Annotated in this window: 32 protein-coding genes and 1 pseudogene; 5 read left to right on the forward strand and 28 right to left on the reverse strand. The window is 41.1% G+C overall.

The genetic code is table 11. The features are described from left to right. The first annotated feature begins 47 nt into the window (after positions 1-47). The gene (locus V8V91_RS22895; protein ID WP_373397382.1) at positions 48-839 is read left to right on the forward strand and encodes an SDR family NAD(P)-dependent oxidoreductase; all 792 of its coding nucleotides are present in this window, start codon (positions 48-50) and stop codon (positions 837-839) included. Here the strand turns inward: V8V91_RS22895 and V8V91_RS22900 are convergent. The 6 genes from V8V91_RS22900 to V8V91_RS22925 form a co-directional block, all read right to left on the reverse strand. Then, complete coding sequence (locus V8V91_RS22900; RefSeq protein ID WP_373397383.1) at positions 832-1,374, reverse strand: dihydrofolate reductase family protein; 543 nt, start codon at positions 1,372-1,374, stop codon at positions 832-834. The two genes, V8V91_RS22895 and V8V91_RS22900, sit on opposite strands and share 8 nt — an antisense overlap. Positions 1,375-1,458: 84 nt before the next feature. Then, complete coding sequence (locus V8V91_RS22905) at positions 1,459-2,112, reverse strand: SGNH/GDSL hydrolase family protein (RefSeq protein ID WP_373397384.1); 654 nt, start codon at positions 2,110-2,112, stop codon at positions 1,459-1,461. A gap of 116 nt (positions 2,113-2,228) precedes the next feature. Beyond that, positions 2,229-2,636 (reverse strand): hypothetical protein, encoded by a 408-nt coding sequence (locus V8V91_RS22910; RefSeq protein WP_373397385.1) that lies wholly within the window; start codon positions 2,634-2,636, stop codon positions 2,229-2,231. 26 nt (positions 2,637-2,662) lie between these two features. Further along, on the reverse strand, positions 2,663-2,851 hold the full coding sequence (locus V8V91_RS22915) for a hypothetical protein (RefSeq protein WP_373397386.1): 189 nt from the start codon (positions 2,849-2,851) through the stop codon (positions 2,663-2,665). A 77-nt stretch (positions 2,852-2,928) separates the two neighbouring features. Then, a complete protein-coding gene (locus V8V91_RS22920; protein ID WP_373400791.1) occupies positions 2,929-3,912 on the reverse strand; it encodes a DUF2207 domain-containing protein in 984 nt (327 codons plus the stop codon). A 61-nt stretch (positions 3,913-3,973) separates the two neighbouring features. Then, on the reverse strand, positions 3,974-4,537 hold the full coding sequence (locus V8V91_RS22925) for a LemA family protein (RefSeq protein WP_373397387.1): 564 nt from the start codon (positions 4,535-4,537) through the stop codon (positions 3,974-3,976). Between the two features lie 380 nt (positions 4,538-4,917). Between V8V91_RS22925 and katG the strand changes: the two genes are divergently transcribed. Then, complete coding sequence (gene katG, locus V8V91_RS22930; RefSeq protein ID WP_373397388.1) at positions 4,918-7,170, forward strand: catalase/peroxidase HPI; 2,253 nt, start codon at positions 4,918-4,920, stop codon at positions 7,168-7,170. Between the two features lie 58 nt (positions 7,171-7,228). Here the strand turns inward: katG and V8V91_RS22935 are convergent, their stop codons facing one another. The 5 genes from V8V91_RS22935 to V8V91_RS22955 all read right to left on the reverse strand — a co-directional run bounded on the left by V8V91_RS22935 (position 7,229) and on the right by V8V91_RS22955 (position 9,383). Continuing rightward, the gene (locus tag V8V91_RS22935; RefSeq protein ID WP_373397390.1) at positions 7,229-7,795 is read right to left on the reverse strand and encodes a polysaccharide deacetylase family protein; all 567 of its coding nucleotides are present in this window, start codon (positions 7,793-7,795) and stop codon (positions 7,229-7,231) included. Between the two features lie 70 nt (positions 7,796-7,865). Next, positions 7,866-8,009, reverse strand: a complete 144-nt coding sequence (locus V8V91_RS22940) for a hypothetical protein (RefSeq protein ID WP_373397391.1) — start codon at positions 8,007-8,009, stop codon at positions 7,866-7,868. A 44-nt stretch (positions 8,010-8,053) separates the two neighbouring features. Further along, entirely contained in the window at positions 8,054-8,347 is a 294-nt protein-coding gene (locus V8V91_RS22945) for a hypothetical protein (RefSeq protein ID WP_373397392.1), read from the reverse strand. Between the two features lie 11 nt (positions 8,348-8,358). Further along, entirely contained in the window at positions 8,359-8,784 is a 426-nt protein-coding gene (locus V8V91_RS22950; RefSeq protein ID WP_373400793.1) for a hypothetical protein, read from the reverse strand. Then, a complete protein-coding gene (locus tag V8V91_RS22955) occupies positions 8,736-9,383 on the reverse strand; it encodes a GntP family permease (protein ID WP_373397393.1) in 648 nt (215 codons plus the stop codon). Before V8V91_RS22955 ends, V8V91_RS22950 begins: the two co-directional genes overlap by 49 nt. A 239-nt stretch (positions 9,384-9,622) precedes the next feature. Between V8V91_RS22955 and V8V91_RS22960 the strand changes: the two genes are divergently transcribed. The 3 genes from V8V91_RS22960 (at position 9,623) to V8V91_RS22970 (ending at position 12,634) form a co-directional block, all read left to right on the forward strand. Next, complete coding sequence (locus V8V91_RS22960) at positions 9,623-10,162, forward strand: glycoside hydrolase family 20 zincin-like fold domain-containing protein (RefSeq protein ID WP_373397394.1); 540 nt, start codon at positions 9,623-9,625, stop codon at positions 10,160-10,162. A gap of 89 nt (positions 10,163-10,251) precedes the next feature. Further along, a complete protein-coding gene (locus V8V91_RS22965) occupies positions 10,252-11,658 on the forward strand; it encodes a family 20 glycosylhydrolase (protein WP_373397395.1) in 1,407 nt (468 codons plus the stop codon). Between the two features lie 73 nt (positions 11,659-11,731). Beyond that, the gene (locus tag V8V91_RS22970) at positions 11,732-12,634 is read left to right on the forward strand and encodes a DUF808 domain-containing protein (RefSeq protein ID WP_373397396.1); all 903 of its coding nucleotides are present in this window, start codon (positions 11,732-11,734) and stop codon (positions 12,632-12,634) included. Positions 12,635-12,782: 148 nt separating this feature from the next. On the opposite strand, the gene V8V91_RS22975 is transcribed toward V8V91_RS22970, so the two are convergent. The 17 genes and pseudogenes from V8V91_RS22975 to V8V91_RS23055 all read right to left on the reverse strand — a co-directional run bounded on the left by V8V91_RS22975 (position 12,783) and on the right by V8V91_RS23055 (position 23,019). Next, positions 12,783-13,118, reverse strand: coding sequence for an acyl-CoA thioesterase (locus V8V91_RS22975; RefSeq protein WP_373397397.1), 336 nt, complete (start codon positions 13,116-13,118; stop codon positions 12,783-12,785). Then, entirely contained in the window at positions 13,118-13,504 is a 387-nt protein-coding gene (locus V8V91_RS22980; protein ID WP_373397398.1) for a hypothetical protein, read from the reverse strand. The genes V8V91_RS22975 and V8V91_RS22980 overlap by 1 nt, the downstream gene beginning before the upstream one ends. A 6-nt stretch (positions 13,505-13,510) precedes the next feature. Next, entirely contained in the window at positions 13,511-13,804 is a 294-nt protein-coding gene (locus V8V91_RS22985; protein WP_373397399.1) for a hypothetical protein, read from the reverse strand. Next, complete coding sequence (locus V8V91_RS22990; protein WP_373397400.1) at positions 13,801-14,109, reverse strand: TMEM175 family protein; 309 nt, start codon at positions 14,107-14,109, stop codon at positions 13,801-13,803. Before V8V91_RS22990 ends, V8V91_RS22985 begins: the two co-directional genes overlap by 4 nt. A gap of 32 nt (positions 14,110-14,141) precedes the next feature. After that, entirely contained in the window at positions 14,142-15,500 is a 1,359-nt protein-coding gene (locus V8V91_RS22995) for a GDSL-type esterase/lipase family protein (RefSeq protein ID WP_373397401.1), read from the reverse strand. An 89-nt stretch (positions 15,501-15,589) separates the two neighbouring features. Beyond that, entirely contained in the window at positions 15,590-16,219 is a 630-nt protein-coding gene (locus tag V8V91_RS23000; RefSeq protein ID WP_373400794.1) for an MlrC C-terminal domain-containing protein, read from the reverse strand. A gap of 54 nt (positions 16,220-16,273) precedes the next feature. After that, positions 16,274-17,031: pseudogene (locus V8V91_RS23005) on the reverse strand (M81 family metallopeptidase); the annotation flags it as partial. After that, entirely contained in the window at positions 16,977-17,141 is a 165-nt protein-coding gene (locus tag V8V91_RS23010; protein WP_373397402.1) for a hypothetical protein, read from the reverse strand. The pseudogene V8V91_RS23005 and the gene V8V91_RS23010, both read right to left, overlap by 55 nt. 75 nt (positions 17,142-17,216) lie before the next feature. After that, the gene (locus tag V8V91_RS23015) at positions 17,217-17,720 is read right to left on the reverse strand and encodes an alkaline phosphatase family protein (protein ID WP_373400795.1); all 504 of its coding nucleotides are present in this window, start codon (positions 17,718-17,720) and stop codon (positions 17,217-17,219) included. Further along, entirely contained in the window at positions 17,717-18,145 is a 429-nt protein-coding gene (locus V8V91_RS23020; protein ID WP_373397404.1) for an alkaline phosphatase family protein, read from the reverse strand. The genes V8V91_RS23015 and V8V91_RS23020 overlap by 4 nt, the downstream gene beginning before the upstream one ends. Before the next feature lie 7 nt (positions 18,146-18,152). After that, positions 18,153-18,494 (reverse strand): L-rhamnose mutarotase, encoded by a 342-nt coding sequence (locus V8V91_RS23025; RefSeq protein ID WP_373397405.1) that lies wholly within the window; start codon positions 18,492-18,494, stop codon positions 18,153-18,155. 11 nt (positions 18,495-18,505) lie between these two features. Beyond that, positions 18,506-19,321: a TIM barrel protein gene (locus V8V91_RS23030; protein WP_373397406.1), complete on the reverse strand. Its 816-nt coding sequence runs from the start codon at positions 19,319-19,321 to the stop codon at positions 18,506-18,508. Next, on the reverse strand, positions 19,314-20,345 hold the full coding sequence (locus V8V91_RS23035; protein WP_373397407.1) for a zinc-binding alcohol dehydrogenase family protein: 1,032 nt from the start codon (positions 20,343-20,345) through the stop codon (positions 19,314-19,316). The genes V8V91_RS23030 and V8V91_RS23035 overlap by 8 nt, the downstream gene beginning before the upstream one ends. 12 nt (positions 20,346-20,357) lie before the next feature. Then, positions 20,358-21,185 carry an aldo/keto reductase gene (locus V8V91_RS23040; RefSeq protein ID WP_373397409.1) on the reverse strand — a complete coding sequence of 276 codons (828 nt, stop codon included), beginning with the start codon at positions 21,183-21,185 and terminating at the stop codon, positions 20,358-20,360. Positions 21,186-21,337: 152 nt separating this feature from the next. After that, entirely contained in the window at positions 21,338-21,949 is a 612-nt protein-coding gene (locus V8V91_RS23045) for a sulfatase/phosphatase domain-containing protein (protein ID WP_373397411.1), read from the reverse strand. Positions 21,950-21,954: 5 nt separating this feature from the next. Continuing rightward, a complete protein-coding gene (locus V8V91_RS23050) occupies positions 21,955-22,257 on the reverse strand; it encodes a sulfatase-like hydrolase/transferase (RefSeq protein ID WP_373397413.1) in 303 nt (100 codons plus the stop codon). A gap of 141 nt (positions 22,258-22,398) precedes the next feature. Next, positions 22,399-23,019: a peptidylprolyl isomerase gene (locus V8V91_RS23055; RefSeq protein WP_373397414.1), complete on the reverse strand. Its 621-nt coding sequence runs from the start codon at positions 23,017-23,019 to the stop codon at positions 22,399-22,401. Positions 23,020-23,041 lie beyond the last annotated feature (22 nt).

Genomic DNA, 23,041 nt, shown 5'->3' on the forward strand with positions numbered 1-23,041 from the left:
AATAGGCTAAACCAAAATTGAAAAACAAAATATTTTAATAGTTAACTATGAATACTACAGTAAGTGAATTACCTGGAATTAAACTTTTTGATCTGACAGGACGTGCAGCAATCATTACCGGTGGGTCCAAAGGACTGGGGCAAGCGATGGCAGCGGGTTTGGCGAGTGCCGGTGCAAATGTGATGCTTGTCAGTAGGACTCTGGAGGAAGGCCAAATTGCGGCAGATGAAATTTCCAAAACATATGGAGTGAAGGCGATCGCTTTTCAGGCGGATGTGGTAAAGGAAGATCAAACCATTGCAATGGCAAAAGCCGCCATGGAAGCTTTTGGAAGAATAGATGTATTGATCAATTCGGCAGGGATTAATATCAGAGGCGCCATCGATGAGTTGACCTTAGAAGATTTTCAGAAAGTAATGGATATCAATGTGACTGGCACTTGGCTTTGCTGCCGGGCGGTAACCCCCTATATGAAAGAAGCGAAAAGTGGCAGCATCATCAATTTGGCGAGTACTTTGGGATTGGTTGGACTGGCAAACAGGACACCTTATACTTCTAGCAAAGGGGCAGTGGTTCAAATGACTCGAGCTTTGGGACTAGAGTTTGCACCATTTAATATCAATGTGAATGCCATTTGCCCAGGGCCATTTTTAACAGAGATGAATTTACCAATTGCAGATACGGAGGAAGGCAAAAAGTTTATAATTGGTGCTACTGCTCTTGCCAGGTGGGGAGAATTGAAGGAGATCCAAGGAGCGGCAATTTTCTTGGCCTCAGATGCCAGTAACTATATGGTAGGTTCCATGGTAACCGTGGATGGTGGCTGGACCGCTAGGTAGTTTCCCTTAATCTTACAAAATGATTTTGGACCACCTTATCTAAAAATAGGGTGGTTTTTTTACAAGTAAAAACCAATGGTTTTGGGAGATCCCCGAAGAGGGGGATACCTCCTCCCAAAAGCACTGGAATGGTGGTAATGATCATTTCATCTATCAAATCTTCCTTTAAAAAGCTTTGAATGGTCTTCCCTCCATCAATATATAGGTTTTTAAAACCTTGTTCATGGATCTGTGTAAGGACTTCTTTCAAAGTGCCTTGAACCAGAAATGCTTTTCCATGGAATTTTAGAGGTAATTCCGAGGTGGAGTTGCTCCACACGAATACCGGTTTCTTGTAAAACCATTCTCCTTCAAAACCGGCTACAATTTCAAAGGTATTTTTCCCCATTAATAAAGCATCTACTTGGTAGGTAAAATCATTAAACCCGGTGTCGACGTGGTCAATTTCTGGAAAAGTTGAAAGCCAGTCCAATTCATCATTTTTTCCGGCTATAAACCCATCTAAACTGGTTGCTATAAAGACACTGTTTTTCATCGTATTGTATGGGCTAATTGCTTTACAAAAAGGGAATCGATTGAATCAAAAGGACAAAAAGGAATAGGTTTGTCTAAAATTACTTTATTGAATTTCTTTATTCAGGAATTCATACACAATAGCTCCTAATTGCTCGTATCCTTCAGGAGTATAATGTACGTCATCATCCCCAATTCCAAAGTTTTTATGAATTCTGATGGAAGGTTTATACAAGTCATTGATCAAAACGCCCTGCTTTTTCATGACGGATTTAGCCACTTTATTATATTTTTTAGGGTCTTTCTTAAATCTTCCTGCTTCGTTCTCCGGGACATAAGTAGTGGTTACAAAAATTAATTTGGCATCAGAAATTTGTCTGATTTTTGATACAATAGAATGTAAGTTCGATTCATAATCCTCCAAGGAATAGGTCAGCGTTCCATTTACTTTATCCCTGTTTCCATAGACTTTTGAGTCAGGATGTCGGTAACATAAGTCCCATAAACCCCAATTGATTTGGATGATGTCCCAATCCTCCTCCCCAATCCATTCTTCAATCTTTTCCAGTCCCGTTCCAGTATGCTGTGCATTTCCAGGATTGTGCTTCACAAGGGCAGCATCCCCAAATTTCTGTTCAACAAAAGGGGTATAGCCAATAGAAATGGAGTCTCCAATGATTAGGATTTTTGGAGGTTCCTGGAATGAAAGGTTCCAAGAGTAAAAAAGGATAAGCGTGGTTATTAGTAATGCTTTTAACATTCTATTTAAAGAGGTAGTAAGGGATGAATTTTAAGTAATTGAACCTAATGAGAAGGTGATAAATGGTAAATGATACGATGCTGATTCAGAAATTGGCAGGAGATTTATTTGTAAACCTACCAGCTACCTCCGCCGCCGCCTCCGAAACCACCACCAGAAGAGCCACCACCGCCAGAACTCCCGGAACTTGATGGTGAACTAACCATTGTTGATTTGGCAGAATTGATGGAGCTGGAGAAAGATTGGGAAAAATGATTCATAGAAACCATTCTACCAGTGCTAGAAGTGTACCAGGTTGGGGGAGGAATATGTAAGTAATCATCAAACTTTTTTGCCCACTTTTCAAAGAGCCCAAAAGCAAGGGCATAACTCATGGTACTTTCAAAATAGTTCGGATCTTCCTTCAACAACATTCGCAATTTGTTTTCCTCAGCAACTTTTATGAAAGATTTAAAACCTTTCAATTCGGATAGTATCTGCGTCCCTTCTTTATTTTTCTTGATTAAAAACTGACTCATGATCAATAAGAAGATGATAGAAATGATAGAGGCTACAGCTGCAAGTATTCCCCAGAAAAAAGAAAGGTTGGTACTAAAACAAATAGGGTTAGAATCAAACCTCCTATGGTATAATTCCTCACTTTTCTGGATTTATTGACATAATATTTTTGGGCATATTCCTTCAGATTTCTCTTGGCCATATTCATGGTACTGTAAAACTTGTCTTTGAGGCTACTCACAAGTACCTCGTCATTGTTCCCGTACTTGGAAAAGAGTCCATTAAAAAGATCTCTTTCATAGAGGGTAGCCCCTTGGTTTAGGGGGCCAATTTGATGAGCTTCGTGTCATCCTTTGCAAACCAACCTTTTTTGTCAATGTCTTCAATTTTTAAGAAGCCCTTGGACGCCCAATAGGGGATCAGCGAAATCAGGTCTGAATTGTCACTGGAATCATCAATCAAATAACCCACCATGGCAGGGTCCATTCCTTTCGGAGGGTAGTAGCTGGTGGTGGTGGTTACCGGATCGTCTTTTCCGTGTTTAAGCCAAATTCGGATAAATGCATAAAACACCAAGGTAAGGATCAATAGCCAACCAGATTCTGTCCAGAATGGCCAAAACGGTTTGATGACCTGAATGCTATACGGAGGAAGTTTTAACAATACCGTGACACTTTCTCCTCCAGCTGAAGAATAACCTTCATTGCTAATTCCTGAAAATATTCCTCCTGATAGGTTTGTTTGGAAGTCATTACTAGGCTGGGTGTTACCCAACGCTCCGGAATACACAAAGGCCTGCTCTGGGCTCAGGGTCACCCCTTCAGGTAAATGGATTTTAAAATCTATGGATTGAAAATCCGGGACCCAGTTACTTGGTTTGATGTTCCAATAAAATTGAGTATTCGCCTCCTCGTAGAGAAAAGCATTTTTCACTCTATAGTTTATTTCATAGATATGGGGTCCTTCCAAGGTGATGTCTGCATCTCCAATTTTGATTCTCGCAGAGCCGTTCAACCGCTGTTCAAAGCCCGAACTTACTTCATATTTATAACCTGGAACTTCGATATTGCTAAGTTTGATATCTCTTTGTTCAAGGCTTCCATCTTCTGTTCTTAGATCATAGGATACCTGGATATCACGGTAGATCCCATGTTTTGGAACTTCAAAATTTAGCTGGTATTTCTCTTTGACATCAAAATACCCCTCCTTGTTAATAAAGATTTCTACCGAATAATCCGAAACCGTGAATCCCTGGGAATAGAGTTCAGCGGTACATAGAATGAAAGAAAATAGAAAAAGTATTTTTTCATGGCTTCATGATATCTAAAAAGGATTTTCTGAAATGCTATTGGTTACCAGTAGCTTACTTCGAAAAGTCTACTTTTACGTTCTCACGGCTTTCTGCTTCTGCCTCGAAATAATCAAAATGTTGGTAACTGAAAATACCGGCAAACAATACACCCGGAAAACTTTCTCCATAAGTGTTGTTCTCCCTTACGGTGCCGTTGAAATACCTTCTAGCTCGCTCTAGATTTTCTTCAATTTCATTGAGTTTATCCTGGAGCTGAAGGAAGTTGGAATTCGCTTTTAAATCCGGGTAGGCTTCACTCAATGCAAAAATACTTCTCAGGGTTTTCTGAAGTTGATTTTCAGCTTCAATTTGCTGATTGATGTCTCCGGATGGAACCGCCATGGCAGCATTTCTTGCCTGGATTACTTTTTCTAAGGTTTCCTGCTCATGGGCAGCATAGCCTTTGACGGTTTCCACCAAATTGGGAATCAGATCGTACCTTCTTTTCAAGGCCACATCAATATTACTCCAAGCATCTTTGACGGTGTTTTTGTTTCGGACGAAGCGGTTAAAAATACTTACCAGCATGAAGCCGATAGCTATTGCAACGGCTAAAATTATGAGTAGAGGAGACATAACTAATTGTTAAAGGTGGAACAAGTCAAAAGAATCCGATCGATAATCATTTCTATAAAAACATCATCCGTTGAAAATACCATCTTTTTCTACCAATCTCAAAATAAAGTGCTTACCGTGCATTTAATTGGTTTTGAAATTCCAGTGTGTGTCATGAAGATTTGGGCGTCGAACTCCCTTTGAATTGAGATTACTGATTTTTGTCAGGTACATGGTTTGAAGCCACTTTTTTGTTCTTTTTTAACTAAATTACTTACGGTCAATTTACCAATTGAGTAAGTGAAATACCCATAGTTATTATCTATGGAAATTTAAATTATATAAATAAAATTTTTGATAACTTAGCTGAACTAAGTAAATAACTAAAACTCTATTATAATATGGATAACCCTCATAATCATTCTTCATCAAACGGAAGTAGTTACGGTGTAAACGACAAAGCAGGAAAATGTCCTTTTACTGGCGGTACTATGAAACAAGTTGCTGGTGGAGGAATGCGAAATCGAGATTGGTGGCCAAATCAATTAAAGCTGAATATCCTTCGTCAGCATTCTTCTTTATCAAATCCGATGGAAGGGTCTTTCAATTACGCAGAGGAATTCAAGTCACTTGATTTGAAGGAAGTGAAGAAGGATATTTTTGAATTGATGGAAACATCACAGGATTGGTGGCCAGCAGATTTTGGTCATTATGGCCCATTCTTTATCCGAATGGCATGGCATAGTGCAGGAACTTATAGGATTCAAGATGGTAGAGGAGGAGGAGGCTCTGGAACACAACGCTTTGCTCCTTTGAATAGCTGGCCAGATAATGCGAACCTTGATAAAGCCAGATTATTGCTTTGGCCAATTAAACAGAAATACGGGAAGAAGCTTTCCTGGGCAGATTTGATGATCTTGACCGGTAACTGTGCTTTGGAATCCATGGGATTAAAGACATTTGGTTTCGGTGGAGGCCGTGAGGATGTTTGGGAGCCTGAGGAGGATGTTTACTGGGGATCAGAAGGTCAATGGATGGGTGATGAAGATCGCTACAGCGGAGACCGTGTCCTGGAGAATCCTTTGGGGGCTACTCACATGGGATTGATTTATGTGAATCCTGAAGGTCCAAAAGGTCAGCCAGATCCAGTAGGAGCAGCTAGGGATATTCGTGAGACATTTGGTCGAATGGCTATGAATGATTACGAAACAGTTGCCTTGATTGCAGGTGGTCATACTTTTGGAAAAACGCATGGTGCTGCGGATCCCACTAAATATGTTGGAGCAAAACCTGCGGGTGCCTCCATCGAAGAAATGAGCATGGGCTGGAAGAATACGTTCGGTAAAGGAAATGCGGAAGATACCATCACCAGCGGTATCGAAGTAACCTGGACTACTACCCCAACAAAATGGAGCAATAATTATTTTGAGAACCTGTTTGGCTATGATTGGGAATTAACCAAAAGCCCAGGAGGAGCTTATCAATGGACTCCAAAAGATGGTGCAGGTGCAGGAACAGTCCCTGATGCGTTTGATCCGGCTAAAAAACATGCTCCAGCAATGCTGACTACAGACATTGCTTTGAAAATGGATCCTGAATACGAGAAAATTTCAAGACATTTCTACGAAAATCCGGATGAGTTTGCAGATGCATTTGCAAGAGCTTGGTTTAAATTAACTCATAGAGATATGGGGCCAGTAACCAGGTATCTGGGTCCTGAAGTTCCGACTGAAGAGTTGATTTGGCAAGATCCCATCCCTGCGGTGACACATAAATTAGTGGATGCAGCAGATGTTGAAGATTTAAAAGCTAAAATTCTGGCATCTGGTCTGTCCGTATCTGAATTGGTATCCACTGCTTGGGCTTCTGCTTCTACGTTTAGAGGTTCTGACAAAAGAGGTGGTGCAAATGGTGCAAGAGTGAGACTTGCTCCTCAGAAAAATTGGGAAGTAAATAATCCTGCCCAATTATCTAAAGTTCTTGAAGTATTGGAAAGCATCCAATCTGAGTTCAACAGCAAGCAAGTAGGCGGTAAGCAGATTTCTATTGCAGATACCATTGTATTGGCAGGTTGTGCAGGTGTAGAGAAAGCAGCAAAAGATGCTGGGTATGAGGTGAAAGTTCCATTCACTCCAGGAAGAGGTGATGCTTCTCAAGAGCAAACTGATATTGAGTCATTTGAAGCCTTAGAGCCAGCAGCGGATGGTTTCAGAAATTACTATGCTCCAAAACATAAAGCTTCGGCAGAAGAAATGTTGATTGATAAAGCTCAATTAATGACGTTAACTGCACCGGAGATGACTGTTTTAGTAGGAGGGATGCGAGTATTGAATACCAACTACAATGGTGCTAAGCATGGCGTATTTACAGATAGGCCAGGAGTTTTAACAAATGATTTCTTCGTGAACCTGTTAGATCTTAGGAATACTTGGAATGGCACGACTGATGCTCAACAGGTATTTGTAGGGAGTGACAGAACTACTGGCGAACCTAAATGGACAGGTACAAGAGTTGACTTGATCTTTGGATCAAATTCTGAGCTTAGAGCTATTGCAGAGGTGTATGGCTGTTCAGACTCAGGTGAAAAATTCGTCAAGGATTTTGTAGCTGCTTGGGATAAGGTGATGAACCTAGATCGATTTGATCTCCAATAAAACAAGCGTGTTAATTGATTCACTTAAAAGTGGGGCGGACGTTTAACGTTCGCCCTTTTTAATTAGTGAGTTTTTTGGAATAATCTGGGCTCAATTCAATCATGGCTTGTTCAAAATCCACATATTCTTCCAGACCTGTCATGGAGATCACCTGGAAATCATGTTCTTTCAGGTAATCCAAGTATTCCTGAAATAATTCTATGGGAGTATTCACCCAGGGATGTTCTATGTCTGGCACGCCATGGATGGTGAGCACAACGATTTGACCATTTTTGGCTTGTTCAAGAGCTTGAATAATTTCCGTCTTATTGGATTCCTCTGTTGCCCAACTTGGAATTAAATAGGGATGATCTGTCAATGGATCATAGGCTCTACTTCCCCCAGCCCTGGCAAAGTGATAATTCCTTTCTTTCAAATACTTCAAGGCTTTTTCATTGAGTCCATATCCCGGATAGGCAAAATTTGTAATTTTTTGAATTCCCAACGAATCGCTTTTATGCTCTATATAAGCGAGCTGTGCATCGAACTCCTCTTGTGTCAATTTGCTGACATTGGCATGGGTATGTGTATGGTTACCAATTTCAAATCCAAGTTGGTCCAAGGCCTGAATTTGTCTCCAATTCATGTAAATTGTACTGTCTTTGGAATTAGGAGGGAACTCGCAGACAAAAAAGTACCTTCAAAGCCATACTTTTTTAAGAGGGGGCTACGACCGAATAATGACTTGCAGGAGCATCATCAAATGTGAGGATGACCAATTTATCTGGAATAGGCTTTTTTAAGATTTGTGCATCAAGAGAAAATAAGCCAAACCCAAAGAATAGGAAGGTTAGGAGCAAAGGTTTTGAACTGATGGTCATTTGATACAAACCAAGTATTATCCTTAAGCTACAAACAATGAGATCAAATAGATCATTGAAATTGCGGTGATGGACATGATGAATGTACCGAGACTATGGGATTGATTTCCCTGTTTAATGGACAAACCCGAAAGTTGGGTGACCGCCCAGAAAAAACTATCATTCGCATGGGAAACTGCCATAGCTCCTGCTCCCGTGGCCAATACTGCAAAAACTCTCATCGTTTCAGAATCTAATCCTAAAGTACCTAGAAGTGGAGCGATGATGGAAGCAGTGGTAATCATGGCAACTGTGGAGGAACCTTGGGCTGTTTTCAAGGAAAAGGCGATCAGAAATGGTAAGAATATTCCCAGCTTGCGCCGCTTAAACTGGAGCTTACCAAATCTCCAATTCCTGAATTTTGAAGCATTTTTCCAAAAACTCCACCGGCCCCTGTGATCAAAATAACTGGGGCAGCGATCAATATGGCCTCTCCAATCCAACCACTTGAACTGAGTAATTTCTTGTCGTATTTAGCGGGCAATGTAAAGGATAAGAAAGTTCCTAATAGCAATGCGATCACTGGACTTCCCAAAAATAGGATGATATCAGTGAAGAGATTGTTTCCAAAAGGTTGGGTTGGATATTTGGCGATAGAAGCCATCACAATCAGCACCAAGGGAATAATAATTGGTAAGAAAGATTTAAAAGCAGTAGGAGTGTTCTTTAATTCATTTTCAGGATTAGAAACCGCAAACTTTGGTTCCAGGGAAATTTAGAGACTACTTTTTTTACAAATAGATAACTAGGGATCAAAGTGATCAAACTGACGATAAAGCCCCAGAAAATCACCATGCCTAAGTCTGCTTCATAAATACCAGCGGTGGCAATAGGTCCTGGAGTAGGAGGGACCAAGGAATGCGAGGCGGTCGCACCCAAAGCCAATGCGATCGTAGTGGCAGCATAAGGAACTTTCCCCTTTAGAGAAAGAGATTTGCTGATGGGATTCATCATGATAAAGGTACTGTCTCCAAAAACAGGAATTGACAGAATATATCCGCTAAACATCATGGCAGAAATCACCCTTTTCTCTCCAATCCATGATAAAATCTTTTGAGCGATTACTAATGCACCTCCTGTTTTCTCCAAAAATGTACCGATCATGACACCTAAAAGAATCAACAGGCCTATACTTCCCAAAACCCCACCGAATCCATCAGAAATAGATTTTAAAATGAGGTCAGTGGACATTCCTGATAATAATCCATAAAAAATGGCTCCCACGAATAATGCAAGAAAAGGATGAATGTCATATTTGACGATGGCCACCATAATAAAAGCCAAGGCCACCAGAATAATCAGGAGGGTAATCATGTTTTACTGGGTTAATTTTGGGTTGATGGTAATTATTACCAAAGGTTCAACCTAAAAATTAACTAAAAATGCCCAATAAAAATGCCGATCATGTATTTAGTGTGGGATCAAGTTGAATTCTCTAAAAAATCGTTGGAAATGAAGCGCTTTTATTGGAAGTCAGAGGTAAACTGGGCAATTTTTCTATATTTTTGTTTCTTGAAATGAAAAACTTTTTCCCTTTAATAAATAAACCCTAAATGAAGTTTACCAGATTAATCCACTTATTTCTCCTACTAGCAGCTGTTGCTGCCTGTCAACCAAAACTCAATACTGAGGCAAATTTCAATCTTCTTCCCATTCCTGCCCGTGCAGATTTCAATGGAGCTTCCTCGATAGATCCATCATCCATCAGAGGGGATTTGGAAAAAGCGAAAAATGAATTTACTTCAGGAGGGAAACTAGAGGCTGTTGATGCCGGTTCGATTGAATTGGTATTGAATTCTTCATTGAATTTGAAGCATGAAGGGTATCAACTTTCGATCACTTCCAATGAGATTCTTATTCAATCCAACTCGGAGTCAGGTTTATGGTATGGGTTGATGACCTTGGATCAGATCACCCAAGATGCGGAGGACCAAGAAGCCTATCTGCCTAGGGTGGAAATCTTGGATGAACCAGCCTTGGCCTATCGGGCCATCCAGCTGGATGTCAAACATCATTTGGAACAGAAAGAGTATTACTATGAATTGATGGATAGGCTGGCCGCTTTAAAAATAATGGGATCATCATTGAAATAGAGGATAAATTAGGGTATGAACTTCAACCGGTTGTCGCTTCTTCTGATGCCTTTTCCATTGCGGAATGGAAAGCAATTTCAGATTATGCCATGGCCAGAAATATACGGATCTCACCTCTGGTCCAAGGTTTGGGACATGCTTCCTTTATTTTGAAACATCCTGAATACGAGGAGTTAAGAGATGATCCTGCCAGCGATTGGGCCTTCAACCCCTTAAATGAAAAAACGTATGAGGTACAATTTGATTTATACACCGATGCATTGAAAGCATTTCCCCATGCCACTTATTTACACGTGGGGGGAGATGAAGTACATACTACCGGAAGGAATAGTGGAAAGTCTCCACTTGAGCTACAGCTTATTTGGTTGAATAAAGTAAGTAAGTACGCAGAAGACAGAGGTTTGACCCCGATTTTTTGGGATGATATGCCATTGAAAAATGCAGGTGTATATAGTTCAATTTATAATTCAAACCTTACCGCAGCCCAAGTGGATAGTATTTGGGCAAAGAATGAAATCAACCTAAATAAGTTTGTGGATTTATTCCCGAAAAATTGCGTGTACATGCGTTGGAATTACAGCATGCCTGAGTCGCCGGGAAATGATCAAGCCATGAAGTGGTTTACTGAAAATGGATTCAAGGTAATGGGGGCGACCGCAGGTCAAACCCGATGGAATTTAATGCCATTGGAAAATAGCAATACCGCGAACATTCGTGATTTTGCTTTAAGCTCCATCGACAATGAAGCAGATGGATTGCTATTGACCTTATGGGATGACGACTCCCCGTTATTTGAACTCTATCAACGGGGGATTGCGACCTTTGCTGAATACACCTGGTCTGGAGAGAAAAGATCAGATGATGAGCTTCATACTGCTTTTAGACAGCGAATGTTTGGACCCAAACTGGCCTCCGAGGAATTTGCTTTTGTAGAAAGTCTGGAAGATCCCGTGGCCTTTTGGAAGAATGCCTTATTGGATGGGAAAGACCGGAACAGATTGAGGAGAATAGAAGATCCTATACAGGAAGCAGTGATCGAATTACCAGACCTGGATACCCCTGGAACATGGACAGAAAAGTATCAAGAGAGAGTTTCTAAAGCAACTGAGAATCTTGAAATTGTGGAGGAGGTATTATCCAAAATAGAGGCTTCCAAAAAAGCAGCAAAAAGGAATCAATATAACTTAGAGGCTTATGAACAAGTAGCAAAAGCAGTTCAATTTACCAATCAGGCCTTGGTCACCCTGGCGAAATTAGACCATCCCAGTGGAGAGGAGCGAGCCATTGCAAAGGCAGAATTAGCAGGAATGGAAGCGCAATGGAATTCCATTGAGTCAGAACTGGAAAAGGTATACGGCAAAACCAGGGCATTGAATAAACCGGATGACTACGTTTTGGATCAAGATCATCATGTGCATTTGGCGAATCAAGCCAAGAGATTTTCGGATTGGCAGTTTTACGTTGAAGATTTATTTTTAGAAAAGATAAAAGAATAGTTTTTGGAAGACTTTGATGGAGCGTTATCTTCACAGGCTAAATGAGGAATTTCAAATTTGATTAGTTAATAGGATGGCTTCAGGATTATTTGCTTTACTGGATGATATAGCCACTTTGATGGACGACGTCTCAGTGATGAGTAAAGTTGCTGCGAAAAAAACGGCAGGAATTTTAGGGGATGATTTGGCTGTCAATGCAGAGAAGGCCTCTGGTTTTGTCTCCGATCGAGAGCTTCCGGTTTTATGGGCTATTACCAAAGGTTCCCTTCTGAACAAACTGATTATTCTACCGGTAGCCTTTTTATTAAGTGCCTTTGTTCCCATTGCCGTTACCGTCATTCTGGTGATCGGAGGGGTTTATCTGGCTTTTGAAGGAGCTGAAAAAATCTATGAATATTTGATGCCTCATCCACACAATAAAGAGGTTTCTTTAGCGGAAAATCTGACAGAAGAAGAAATACTGAAACATGAAAAGGAGAAAATTAAGTCTGCCATCGTCACTGACTTTATTCTCTCTGTAGAAATCATCATCATAGCCTTGGGTACAGTAGTAGGGAAACCCATTTTAAACCAAATTATAGTGGTGTCTATCATTGCATTAATTGCTACAGTAGGAGTTTATGGGATTGTGGCGCTGATCGTAAGAATGGATGAATTTGGCTATAAATTAATCGCTTTGAATGAGGAGGAGAATAGTTTCTCCGATAAAGTGGGGAAGGTATTGGTCAATGCTTTGCCTAAGGTGATAAAAAGTATGGGAGTGATTGGCACGATTGCCTTGATCTTGGTTTCAGGAGGGATTTTCGTTCATAACATAGACTATTTTCACCATTTATTACCAACTTGGCCTTCGATCATCAAAGAGATTCTTATTGGCTTAATCATAGGTTTTGTGGCATTTGGAATAGTTGAAACAGCACTTAAGTTGTTTAAGAAAAAGCACATTAACAATCAAGGCTCCTTTCCGGAGCCTTGATCGTTTTATTATTCATTAAAGAAGGGTCGCATTTCATTATGAATGGTTTCCCTCAGCGTTTTTAACCTAGTCGCATATTCTTCTAGTTTCTTTTCTTGATCGGTCTGTGGTACCCAGGGCTTGACTTTTTTAGGGTTTCCATGTTCATCTACCGAAACAAAAATGATAATACAATGCGTCTTTTTTCAAACTCATGTACTGAGAAATCACGGGAATAAATTTCCACCATAATATGAATACTGGAATTACCAGTATGGATTACAGCAGCATCCACCTTGATGACTTCTCCTATATTGATTGGCTTATAGAACCTAATTCCTCCCACATAAACAGTGACACAATAGGTCTCTGCCCAGGTTCTGGCACAGGTATATGCGGCTTGGTCAATCCACTTCATCACCATTCCCCCATGCACTTTCCCTCCAAAATTCACGTCGGAAGGTTCGCTGATAAACTGGAATGAGGTTTTATGTAAGTTTTCCATCAGGTTCGGTTTAAAGGATGTGTAAATACAATTAGGCCAAAAATTATCGCAAAAACAGTATAAGCCGCTGTAAAAATTAAGATAGGGATTGAATCCATCTCCTTAGTAGCGTACTTAAGTAAAGCCAAAGCACCGATCGCGAAGTGACTGAAATTACCGATTGCGATTGGTCTATTGTAAATTCCGCCAATCGTGCTGCCTTTGACCATCCAGTTGACCATGGCAAAACCAAAATACAGTGCCCCCATGACTTGCAAAAAAAGAAAAGAGGCTGCCTGGAGATTCAGGAATAGGGAGAGTTCCTGAGGAAAGAAGCTTAAAGAAATACCAAGTATTCCTAAAAACACCGCACTGGAGGAGAGAACTATTTTTGTGTTGATTTTCATTGAATTCTATGCTTTCAGTCTTCTTTTTTCTACCTCTCGGAGTATTCTTTCTATTCTCTTATCGGGGATGAGCCACATGAAGGCCACGAGGATATAAAAGGCCCCTGCAAGCCAAGGGATGAAAAAACTGGAGATAATACCAAGGATATAGAAGACCGGAGATAAGTATCCTTTCAAATCTGTTCCAAGAGCTTTTGCTAAAAGAGAATCCTTTCCATGAACATGAATGATTCTGTTTTGAAGGATGAAATAGGCTATTGCTGCCAGAAGCAATATGCACCCATACAAGGCCAATGTCATCGGAGCAAAATTGTTTTCCCCATCCAGCCGGTCACAAAGGGGACCAAAGAAAGCCAAAATAAAAGATGCAGGTTTGCCCAAAGGATCCCACCGGAAACTTCCTTGACAGTATGCATCAAATGGTGGTGATTGTTCCAGTAAATTCCAAGGTAAATAAAGCTAAGGATGTAACTTAAAAACACTGGAATAATGGGCTTTAAATCTGATAGTTCGTCACCATGAGGGACTTTGATTTCCAGTACCATGATGGTAATGACGATCGCCAATACCCCGTCACTAAATGCTTCCAACCTACCTTTTTGCATCCCTTAATTTACTAAGCTTTGAATCTGCTTTTCTAGTTCAGATATCTTTTTTGTGCTTCTTCCATAGGAAGCCCTTCGTTTAACCCAGGCCTTAAGTGTCCCGTTGATCTTAGCCATGCATCCCTTTGAATTGCTTGTTTGTTGGAGATTAACTCCAGAAGTTCTCTGGAATTAGGCATATCTTCAATAGCCTCACTGAACTCTTCAAAAGCAGAGACTTCTGTTTCACCTAGAAAAAAGAGGATTTCCCTGGCCATCAGCCAATGACCCGTTTGACCGGGATGAATTCCGTCTTTTGCTAGGTAATAGCTTGGGTCCTCCTTTCTTTTTCCTTCCAGGAATTTCCGCATGGGCCAGTGCGTATCAATGACATCCCAATGATCCGTATAGCGCTTGCTAAGCATCCAGTCCGAATAGTTGTCCAAGACATTTGCATAGGCTTCCCCTTTTGCAGGGTCATAAACAGGGGGAGTCAGGAAGACCCCTTTTGCTCCCATTGTTGAAATAGCATGGGCAAGCCAATGGATACCGTCTTTGAATTTTTGGAACCGAAGGTCATCCAAAGGCTTATAAATTCCATCGTTCATTCCATAATTGGCAAAGACCAAATCGGGTTTCAGCTGATTAAACACCCTGGATAATCTTTCATGCAAATCAGGGCGGGGGAAAGCACCTCCTGCATGCCCTTCTTCAGATAGACCGGATACCGTTTCGCTTGGTAATCCCAAGTTGATCCATTCTATGGAGGATTCTGGATGTTTAAGGCGATAATAGGTTTCTACATAGGTGATGTATTGTCCCGCATAGGTAATGCTGTTTCCTAAAAACAATACCTGTTTTGTTGCTTTTGAAATCGGACTGGTTTCTTGGGAATTAGCCTGTCCAGAACCTATCAGGAAGAAGAATAGAATTAAGTGTAGCGCTTTCATACAATTACTTTTTTCAGCGGCCGGGAAGCTATGTAGATTTTTGATTCTCCAGCCATTTTCAGTTTTGAGGGCAACTACACTTTCAATCCAATGTATCTCACGAATTACTTCTCCCTCTTTTAAAAACGTGGCGTAATTATGATAGACCGTATATCCCATATCCCCATCCACATGGGTTTCTATAAACTCAAATTTATTGGTCCGTATTGCGGAGTTTCGGCTTTTAGCGTTTGTCAATATGCCTTTAATGATATCCATGTCCCAGATTTCGCCATTTTCCAATATTTTAATATCAGGAGTATAGAACTGATCTATTTGATCGAGGTCATAGGCAGAAAACAAGACATCGAATGATTCTTGGACTAAATTCTGGATTTGAACCTCATCAGTTGGGCCCTTTTCCTGAGCCATAACAGAAAATCCAATTCCAAAAAGTAAGAGGACTAAACTTAGTTTTTTCATGTAATCTTGGGGTGTATCTGGTTTGAAGATAAAAAAATGCTGCTCCTTTTGAGAACAGCATTTTAAAATAATTTTTTAATAGATCACCCTTATTGATCCGAGGCAGGAATGAACCGAGTACTAAGGTCTGGGTTTTCCATATCTTTATCTAGAGGGAACATGGGTCTGTTGATGCGCTTGTATCCCAATCGTTCTAGGTCTTGGTCCACACCCCCAGGAGTCAAAGCCATGACCCAATCACCTCTCATATCATAAAGTTCAGGAACTAAATACCCGATTTTCACCATCACGATATCGGCTTCCCTTGGCTTCAATCCCAATTCGGTGAAGTCACTCTCATTATGATAAGGCTTACGTTTTTTAGTGACAATCACATGGACTGAACCAATTCTCACGACTACTTCTACTTCTGCAGCCCGATCACCTTCTTTGATGAATTCTACGGTACCTTTTAAGGGTACAGGTGGAGCAAAACGGTCATCTACTGCTGCACCGGCAGTTCCTTCAACTGTTCCTCCCACACCCACTTCCATTGCTTTTTCAACGAATTCGGGCCCGGGAATGGATGCATAGATCAAAGTAGGGCCATCTGCTGATTTGAATTCAGGTCTTTTCAAAACTTCCGTAATCGTCCAGGTAACGTCCCCTGCACCACCAGCAGTAGGGTTATCGCCCATATCAGAAATCATATAGGGCTTTTTATCGCTTTCTAAGGCCATTTTTAAACTTTCGTCCAACGTGGCAACTGGGGCAACAAATTCAAATTCATTTCTAACCTCCCAAAAGCTATTAGCCAAATATTCTGCGGATTCAGAAACTTCTTTTTCATCATCACCGGTGACCATAACCACGGCATGGTTTCTTGGTTCATCTGCCCAGGCATAACCGATCCATATGGCCGCATCGATGACTCCTTCTTTTTCTGTTTGGCTTGGGATTTTGGCATACAAGCTTTTTCGGGATCGATTCGGGTACTGGTTTTTTCACCTGGAAGTAGAATGGGAACAGGAATCCATGCTTTATAAGCAGGTTTACCTTTTCCACTTTCCAATCGATCGAGCAGGTTTTCTACCGCTCTTTGTTTGGATTCCAGGGCATCCTCATGAGGCGCCATTCTATAACAGGTGATCAAGTCGGTGTTTTTCGCAAGTCTTTGAGATACATTTCCATGTAAATCCATGGAAGTGGAAATTAAAGTTTCCGGTCCCACCACTTCGCGGACTTTCACAATGAAGTCTCCCTCCGGATCATCCAATCCCACCACACTCATTGCTCCGTGGATATCAAAAAACAATCCATCATAGGGTAAATTTTCCTGGAGCATTTCTAAGGTGACACCGACCAATGAATCGTATGCTTCTCTCGTTACTATTCCTCCAGGAATGGCATGACCTCTCAACGTAGGAAACCAATCGGCCCTTTCTCTGTCTACTGAACCCGAACCCAAAAAAGGATAATAGCTGAATATTTCTTCTCCTACACGAGTTCTAAATGCAGCAGCATCACTTTGGGCAGGGAGAAGGTACTGGATTCAATTGCCAATCCAGCAATCGCAATTCTTGGAAGTTTTTCCGAAGTCTCAGAACTGCTACATCCAAACACAAGAAACAACGCCAAAAGGCCAAAAATCGATAATCTCATAAATTAAGAGTTGGTGAGTTAGTAATGTTTTTTGGAACAGGTTATTCGGGTATTACAAGTATGCGGGATTTTTATTTATTTCTTAAATATTCCTGCAGGAGTTTTACCAATGGCAGAAGCCTGTAATTCTTTCATCCCAAAAATGGATGCTATCACCGATGCAGTATTGGCGTTGCTATTGGGGATTTGGAATTTTTGATCTTTCAAAATAGAAGGACCTACTACAGCCCAAGGAACTTCCATTTCCTCTTTGCTGAGTCCTCCATGGCCCTTTTCATTTCCTCCGTGATCCGTGATCAAAAAGAAATTCGTGTTCTTGAAAACATCCTCTGATTTCATTTTTTTAACCAAATCTCCAATTGCTTTATCTGCCTCTTCGATGGCTTTGATGTATTCTTTCGACATCCAGCCATTCGTATGGCCAGCATGATCTATGTGCACGGTATACAGGAAAATCAAGAAAGGGGAGTCTTTAGAAGCTGTTGCAAAGGCTAAGGCTTTATCATAATTCTCCCGGTAACCGTCGTTTTCCTCAAATCCTACTTCATCCAGGTATTTCTGATTGATGGAATTGATCAGATTCCCCCATTATAATAGTATGCTGTTTTTATCTCTGGGTTTTCATCCTTTAATGCCTTAAAAATAGAAGGATAATATCCATCAGCATCTGTTTCCAGTGGCGGCAATTCATGTGCTTCCAAAGTCCAATTATTAGTAGTGACCCCATGTTGTTCAGGTCCTCCAGAAGTCAAATGACTGGTCCAGTTAGGTAAAGTGACCGAAGGCATGACCGCTCTTGTTTGAAGAGACAAAACGCCATCTGAAAATAATTTATCCAAATTTGGGGTTTTAGCCTTTTGAAATCCTTCCACACTCAGTCCATCAATCCCTATGACCAATACTTGTTTTGGGGATTTTGCAGTTGGTAAGATAAATCCTACTGAGCCTAGAATGACCAAAAATACCCCTACTACTGGGCTGATTTTTCGTAAACCAATTGTCATCACTGTTTTATTCTCCTGATTTGAAAATGCGTTTCATGAGCACCCATTTTTCTCCGGGTTTTGCCCATGGAATAGCCTGTTGATACTTCCACATAAGGTTTTCCCATTCCGCAATTTTAGGATTAGAAGCATCCATTTTAGCCTTTTCTTCAAATGTGAACTCATCCACTGTTTCCAGAATCATAAACATTCGATTTCCAGTCCTGAAAATTTCAATATTTGTAATTCCACAGTCAATGTCATGTTGGGTCACTTCTGGCCAGGCACTTCCTGGCGCATGATATTGTTCGTATTCTTGAATGGATTCCGGATCATCAATTAAATCCAGGGTTAGACAAAATCGTTGCATGAGGGTGGTTGTTAACTGAAAAATTTTCTAAATGATTGAATGGTTTGAATGGCAGCCTCATCAGGGCTTGGTTCAGGGAATGCTTCTGCTGAAATAAACCCTGAGTATTGGATGTCCTTGATTGCTTTTGCAATAGGGGCCATTTCCGTATGTCCCAAGCCAATTGGCTTTCGGTTGCTATCGGCAAAGTGAATATGGCCAATGTGTCCATTTGCTTCGAGTATACTTTTAGAAATATCCGCTTCCTCGATATTCATATGGAATAGATCAGCAAGGAGCTTTACCTGTTTCGTTTCCAGTTTTTCCAGAAATTCAACCCCTGCTTTCATCGTATTCAATAAATTGGTTTCGTAGCGGTTGAGCGGTTCATAAATCAAAAATGTATGTTGCTCTCGGGCCTTTTCTCCCAGAATTTCCAATCCCTCCGCTAACCAGGATAAAGTCTGGTTTCGGTCATTGCCCGGCAGGACATTTCCTTGCATGGAACCTATTATCGCAGGAGCGCCAAATGTTGCCCCAAAGGCAATCATATCAGAAATAAAGGAAATTGCTTTTTTTCGAATCCCCGGATCCGGGTCGGTAAGTGTAAGCCCATGGATGACTTTTCCGGCTCCGGTACCTACCGCTGCTAACGCTAATTGATATTTGGTCAATAACTCATGTAAGAAATCAAATTCTACAGTAGTAGAAGCAGGAGTAAATAATTCAATGGCATCAAAGCCTAGTTCAGCAGCTTTCTCCATCCCTTTTTCCAGATCCTTCCAAAAAATCCAGGGACCATAATTGATTTCAGGTACAAGAGCGATTGTTGCGCAAGATTTAATCATGGTATTCTCGGTCAAAGTCAATCATAATTTTAGTGATTCCCACGGGATTTGCATCCCAGTCTATCATGGTTTGAGGGGCTTCGTCTATGGTAACCACTTTACTGATGACCTCATCAACTGGAAACTTTCTCTCTTCCAGGTATTGAATGACCCTAGGGAAGTCACCCAAACAATTTCTGGAACCAAGGATTTCTATTTCTTTTTGAACAAATAGGGAGGTGTTAAAATCCACATCCTTTTTTGCATATCCGATGCAGACCACTCTTCCTGTAAAGGCTACTTCTTCTACGGCAGCTCTATAGGTAGAGGGGCTTCCCACCGCCTCAATGATGACATCAGGGCCATCATTATTCGAATACTTTTGAAGGGCTTCGTGTAGGTCTTCTTTACTTGGATTGATGGTGTGGGCGACTCCAATCTTCTTGGCGATCTCCAATTTTTTATCGTCCAGATCTACGGCTATCACTTGAGCTCCCCTTTCCACTGCTGAAGCAATCGCCCCCATTCCCACAATGCCGCAACCCAGTACAGCGACTATATCCTCTTCAGAAATTCTTCCCCTTTCTGCTGCATGGAAGCCCACAGTCAGAGGTTCTGCCAAAGCAAGTTCCCGAAGGGATAATTTTTCTGAAGAAAAAGTGTCCTGATAAGGCACGGAAATGTACCTAGTCATCGCACCCGGACGTCTTACCCCCATGGTTTTATTGGTTTTACAGGAGTTAGGCCTGCCTTTTCTACATGCTTTACAAGTTCCACAGTTTTGATAAGGATAGATCGTGACATTGGTGCCTTCTTTGATTTCAGGAGGTACTCCTGGTCCGATTTCCTCTATAGTGCCACCAACTTCATGTCCTAAAATATTTGGGTATTCCTGCAAGGGGAAAAGCCCTCTGAAACTGTTCAAGTCTCCGCCACAAAATCCAACCATTCCTACCCGCACTAACACTTCCCCTGCTCCCACACCTGGTTTTTCTACTTCTTGAACTTCTGTTTTTCCAACTTCTGTAATGACTAATGCTTTCATGCTAATAGGTATTTATAGGTTGTTTTCTGGGTTTCCTTCAAACCACATTTTGTTTTTTACCGGAGCCAAAAGCTGTGTGATTTCCTCTAGCAATTGACTTGGGATGTTAAAATCTACGGCAGCTACATTTTGTTGGATAAGGGATAGGCGATTCATTCCTACAATGGTAGTCGCAATATCAGGATGATCCATGGCATACCTCAGGGCTACATCACTCAAGCGAAGCCCGTATTTGGCGCATAATTCTAATAAAATGGGCTGCATGGCCTTTACCTCCTCAGGGGATCGATGCCATTCAGGAAGTGGGGCATCTGAAAGTATTCGTTGCATCAAAGGAGCTGCATTCATCAAGCCAAATCCTTTTTCTTTTGAAAGGGGCACCAATTCATCGTTTATTTCATCTTCCAAGAGATTGTAGTGTGCCCAAGATAAAACCGTATCCACTTCCACTTCCCTGACGATTTGGGCCAAGTACCGCACAGGAAGACCGGTGATTCCAATGTACCTGGCTTTTCCGCTCGCTTTGATTTCTTCAATGGCAGGCATGGCTTCTTCTAAAATTTGCTGCTTATCGACAAACTCTATGTCATGCAGCTGCAGCAGATCTACATAATCTGTTTTTAATCTGGTTAGGGATTCATCGATACTTTTTAGAATCCTGTTTTTGGAGAAGTCGAAATCCTGAAGTCCATATCTACCACATTTGGTGGCCAGATAAACTTCGTTCCTTTTTCCTTGTAAGGCTGTTCCCAGCCTCTTTTCTGCTAAAGTGAGCCCATAAAAAGGAGATACGTCAAAGAAGTTAACCCCATGGTCTATCGCATAATGAACGGTTTCCACTCCGTCTTTTTCGGTGCATTCATCAAAAACATTTCCTAGGGAGAGGCTCCAAAACCTAGAATAGAAACCTCCATATCGGTATTTCCAAGTTTACGGTACTTCATGTGATGTTGGGTTGATTGAAAAAGTGTGATTGATATAAATAGATTTTTTTAGTCAATGGTTTTACTGCCCCACCAATCTTTATTCGGCTGAAAATCTTTGGAAAGCATGGCTTTTCGCTGATCTTCCAATCGTTGAATTAAGGTGGTCCTATATCGTTCTGCTACCATGGCAGCTGAATCTGGATTGTAAAGTGGGTCAGGCTTGGCAAAATTGGCATTTCTCTCATGGAGCCAATCTAGTAATTGTTGGGATAATGTTTCGGCGATCTCATGATTTTCGCCTAATACATTCTGTTCCTCGCTTAGGTCATTTTTAAGATGATACAATTCTTCATGACCATCTTCCCAGTAATGGATTAATTTCCAATCTCCTTTTCTGATGGTAGAATTAGGCTCTCCACCTTGGTTGCCATAATGTGGGTAATGCCAATATAGAGCACGCTCTTGCAACGTTCCCCCTTCAAGAAGAGGTCGAAGACTAGTGCCATCAAGTCCTTCTGGCATTTCACTGACACCTGCGTAATCCAATAGGGTAGGTAAGAAATCCACTCCGGTAACGGGGGTGTCGTTCTTGTTGCCATTGTTTTGAAGCCAAGGAACGTATACCAGGTAAGGAATACGAATACCACCTTCCCACTGGTATCCTTTTCCTCCTCGCAAAGGGTCTAAATTGGTGGAGTCATAATTCCATGCACAACAGTGAATCTACCAGTCATTAAACTTGCCCTGGAGGGACTACAAACTGCACTATTGGCGTATCCATTGGTGAACACCATTCCCTTGGAGGCGAGCTTGTCAAGATGAGGAGTCTCATAAAATTCACTACCCATAAATCCCACATCATTGTACCCTAAATCATCTACCAGAATGAAGAGAAAGTTAGGTTCTGAAGGTGCTTTTGGTTCTTGGGAACAAGAGAAAAGCAGAAAACCACAAAGGATTAAAGTGATGGGTTTTAATAGTTTCATGTCAGGAAATTATCTGGGTCAAAATTAAGCTGAAATAGGGTTGAAAGAAAAATTATTTTCCTATAGTTAAAATTTTTGAAAGAAAACCAAGCTATGGAATTTTTTATTTAAGCTGTTTTGGCTGGTTAAGCAGGTACATTTTCATGCGGATGGCGGTGGTAGGCTGATCCTTTCATCGGTGGTAGTGGTGGCAATTTTATCCAGCACCTCAAAACCTTTTTCCAACTCTCCATATACTGTATAGGCACCATCTAAATGGGGTGTACCGCCAATAGAAGTGTATAATTCTTTTTGGAAATCATTTAAAGTCAGTTCCCTTTCCTCTGCATGCTCTTCTAATTGGGGCAGGGTATAGGGTTTCCTTTGAACTATGTAAAATTGGGTACTACTACTGGCTTTTTCAGGGTTATTTGTTCTGGCAGCTGCCAATGCACCTCTTCTATGATAAATGTGTTGGTCTGTCCGAAACTCAGCGGGAATTAATTCTTTGGAATAGGGGTGAGGACTTCCGTCAGGGGAGGGATTGGGTCTCCCTCCCTGGATCATAAAATCGTTGATGACCCGATGAAATTCTAAATTATCATAATATCCCTCTTTCACTTTTTGAATAAAGTTATCTCTATGGACTGGCGTTTCATTGTAAAGCTTGACCATCATATCACCTTCCGAAGTCGCGATTAGAACATGATACAAGCTGTCTTTTTTGGGAATGAGCGATTGAAAGTCCTTGATTTTTGATTTTTCTTCAGAAGAAAGCTTCACAGTGTTTCTACTGGATTGGCAA

The sequence above is a fragment of the Algoriphagus halophilus genome (assembly GCF_041729275.1).
Taxonomy (GTDB): Bacteria; Bacteroidota; Bacteroidia; order Cytophagales; family Cyclobacteriaceae; genus Algoriphagus; species Algoriphagus halophilus_A.

What these genes read in the sequence shown, in the direction of transcription:
- V8V91_RS22895 (WP_373397382.1), top strand. Translation starts at nt 48, where the DNA reads ATGAATACTACAGTAAGTGAATTACCTGGAATTAAACTTTTTGATCTG.
- V8V91_RS22900 (WP_373397383.1), bottom strand. Translation starts at nt 1,374, where the DNA reads ATGAAAAACAGTGTCTTTATAGCAACCAGTTTAGATGGGTTTATAGCC.
- V8V91_RS22905 (WP_373397384.1), bottom strand. Translation starts at nt 2,112, where the DNA reads ATGTTAAAAGCATTACTAATAACCACGCTTATCCTTTTTTACTCTTGG.
- V8V91_RS22925 (WP_373397387.1), bottom strand. Translation starts at nt 4,537, where the DNA reads ATGTCTCCTCTACTCATAATTTTAGCCGTTGCAATAGCTATCGGCTTC.
- katG (WP_373397388.1), top strand. Translation starts at nt 4,918, where the DNA reads ATGGATAACCCTCATAATCATTCTTCATCAAACGGAAGTAGTTACGGT.
- V8V91_RS22935 (WP_373397390.1), bottom strand. Translation starts at nt 7,795, where the DNA reads ATGAATTGGAGACAAATTCAGGCCTTGGACCAACTTGGATTTGAAATT.
- V8V91_RS22955 (WP_373397393.1), bottom strand. Translation starts at nt 9,383, where the DNA reads ATGATTACCCTCCTGATTATTCTGGTGGCCTTGGCTTTTATTATGGTG.
- V8V91_RS22960 (WP_373397394.1), top strand. Translation starts at nt 9,623, where the DNA reads ATGAAGTTTACCAGATTAATCCACTTATTTCTCCTACTAGCAGCTGTT.
- V8V91_RS22965 (WP_373397395.1), top strand. Translation starts at nt 10,252, where the DNA reads ATGGCCAGAAATATACGGATCTCACCTCTGGTCCAAGGTTTGGGACAT.
- V8V91_RS22970 (WP_373397396.1), top strand. Translation starts at nt 11,732, where the DNA reads ATGGCTTCAGGATTATTTGCTTTACTGGATGATATAGCCACTTTGATG.
- V8V91_RS22975 (WP_373397397.1), bottom strand. Translation starts at nt 13,118, where the DNA reads ATGGAAAACTTACATAAAACCTCATTCCAGTTTATCAGCGAACCTTCC.
- V8V91_RS22980 (WP_373397398.1), bottom strand. Translation starts at nt 13,504, where the DNA reads ATGAAAATCAACACAAAAATAGTTCTCTCCTCCAGTGCGGTGTTTTTA.
- V8V91_RS22985 (WP_373397399.1), bottom strand. Translation starts at nt 13,804, where the DNA reads ATGACATTGGCCTTGTATGGGTGCATATTGCTTCTGGCAGCAATAGCC.
- V8V91_RS22990 (WP_373397400.1), bottom strand. Translation starts at nt 14,109, where the DNA reads ATGCAAAAAGGTAGGTTGGAAGCATTTAGTGACGGGGTATTGGCGATC.
- V8V91_RS22995 (WP_373397401.1), bottom strand. Translation starts at nt 15,500, where the DNA reads ATGAAAAAACTAAGTTTAGTCCTCTTACTTTTTGGAATTGGATTTTCT.
- V8V91_RS23000 (WP_373400794.1), bottom strand. Translation starts at nt 16,219, where the DNA reads ATGGCCTTAGAAAGCGATAAAAAGCCCTATATGATTTCTGATATGGGC.
- V8V91_RS23010 (WP_373397402.1), bottom strand. Translation starts at nt 17,141, where the DNA reads ATGAGATTATCGATTTTTGGCCTTTTGGCGTTGTTTCTTGTGTTTGGA.
- V8V91_RS23020 (WP_373397404.1), bottom strand. Translation starts at nt 18,145, where the DNA reads ATGACAATTGGTTTACGAAAAATCAGCCCAGTAGTAGGGGTATTTTTG.
- V8V91_RS23025 (WP_373397405.1), bottom strand. Translation starts at nt 18,494, where the DNA reads ATGCAACGATTTTGTCTAACCCTGGATTTAATTGATGATCCGGAATCC.
- V8V91_RS23030 (WP_373397406.1), bottom strand. Translation starts at nt 19,321, where the DNA reads ATGATTAAATCTTGCGCAACAATCGCTCTTGTACCTGAAATCAATTAT.
- V8V91_RS23035 (WP_373397407.1), bottom strand. Translation starts at nt 20,345, where the DNA reads ATGAAAGCATTAGTCATTACAGAAGTTGGAAAAACAGAAGTTCAAGAA.
- V8V91_RS23050 (WP_373397413.1), bottom strand. Translation starts at nt 22,257, where the DNA reads ATGAAACTATTAAAACCCATCACTTTAATCCTTTGTGGTTTTCTGCTT.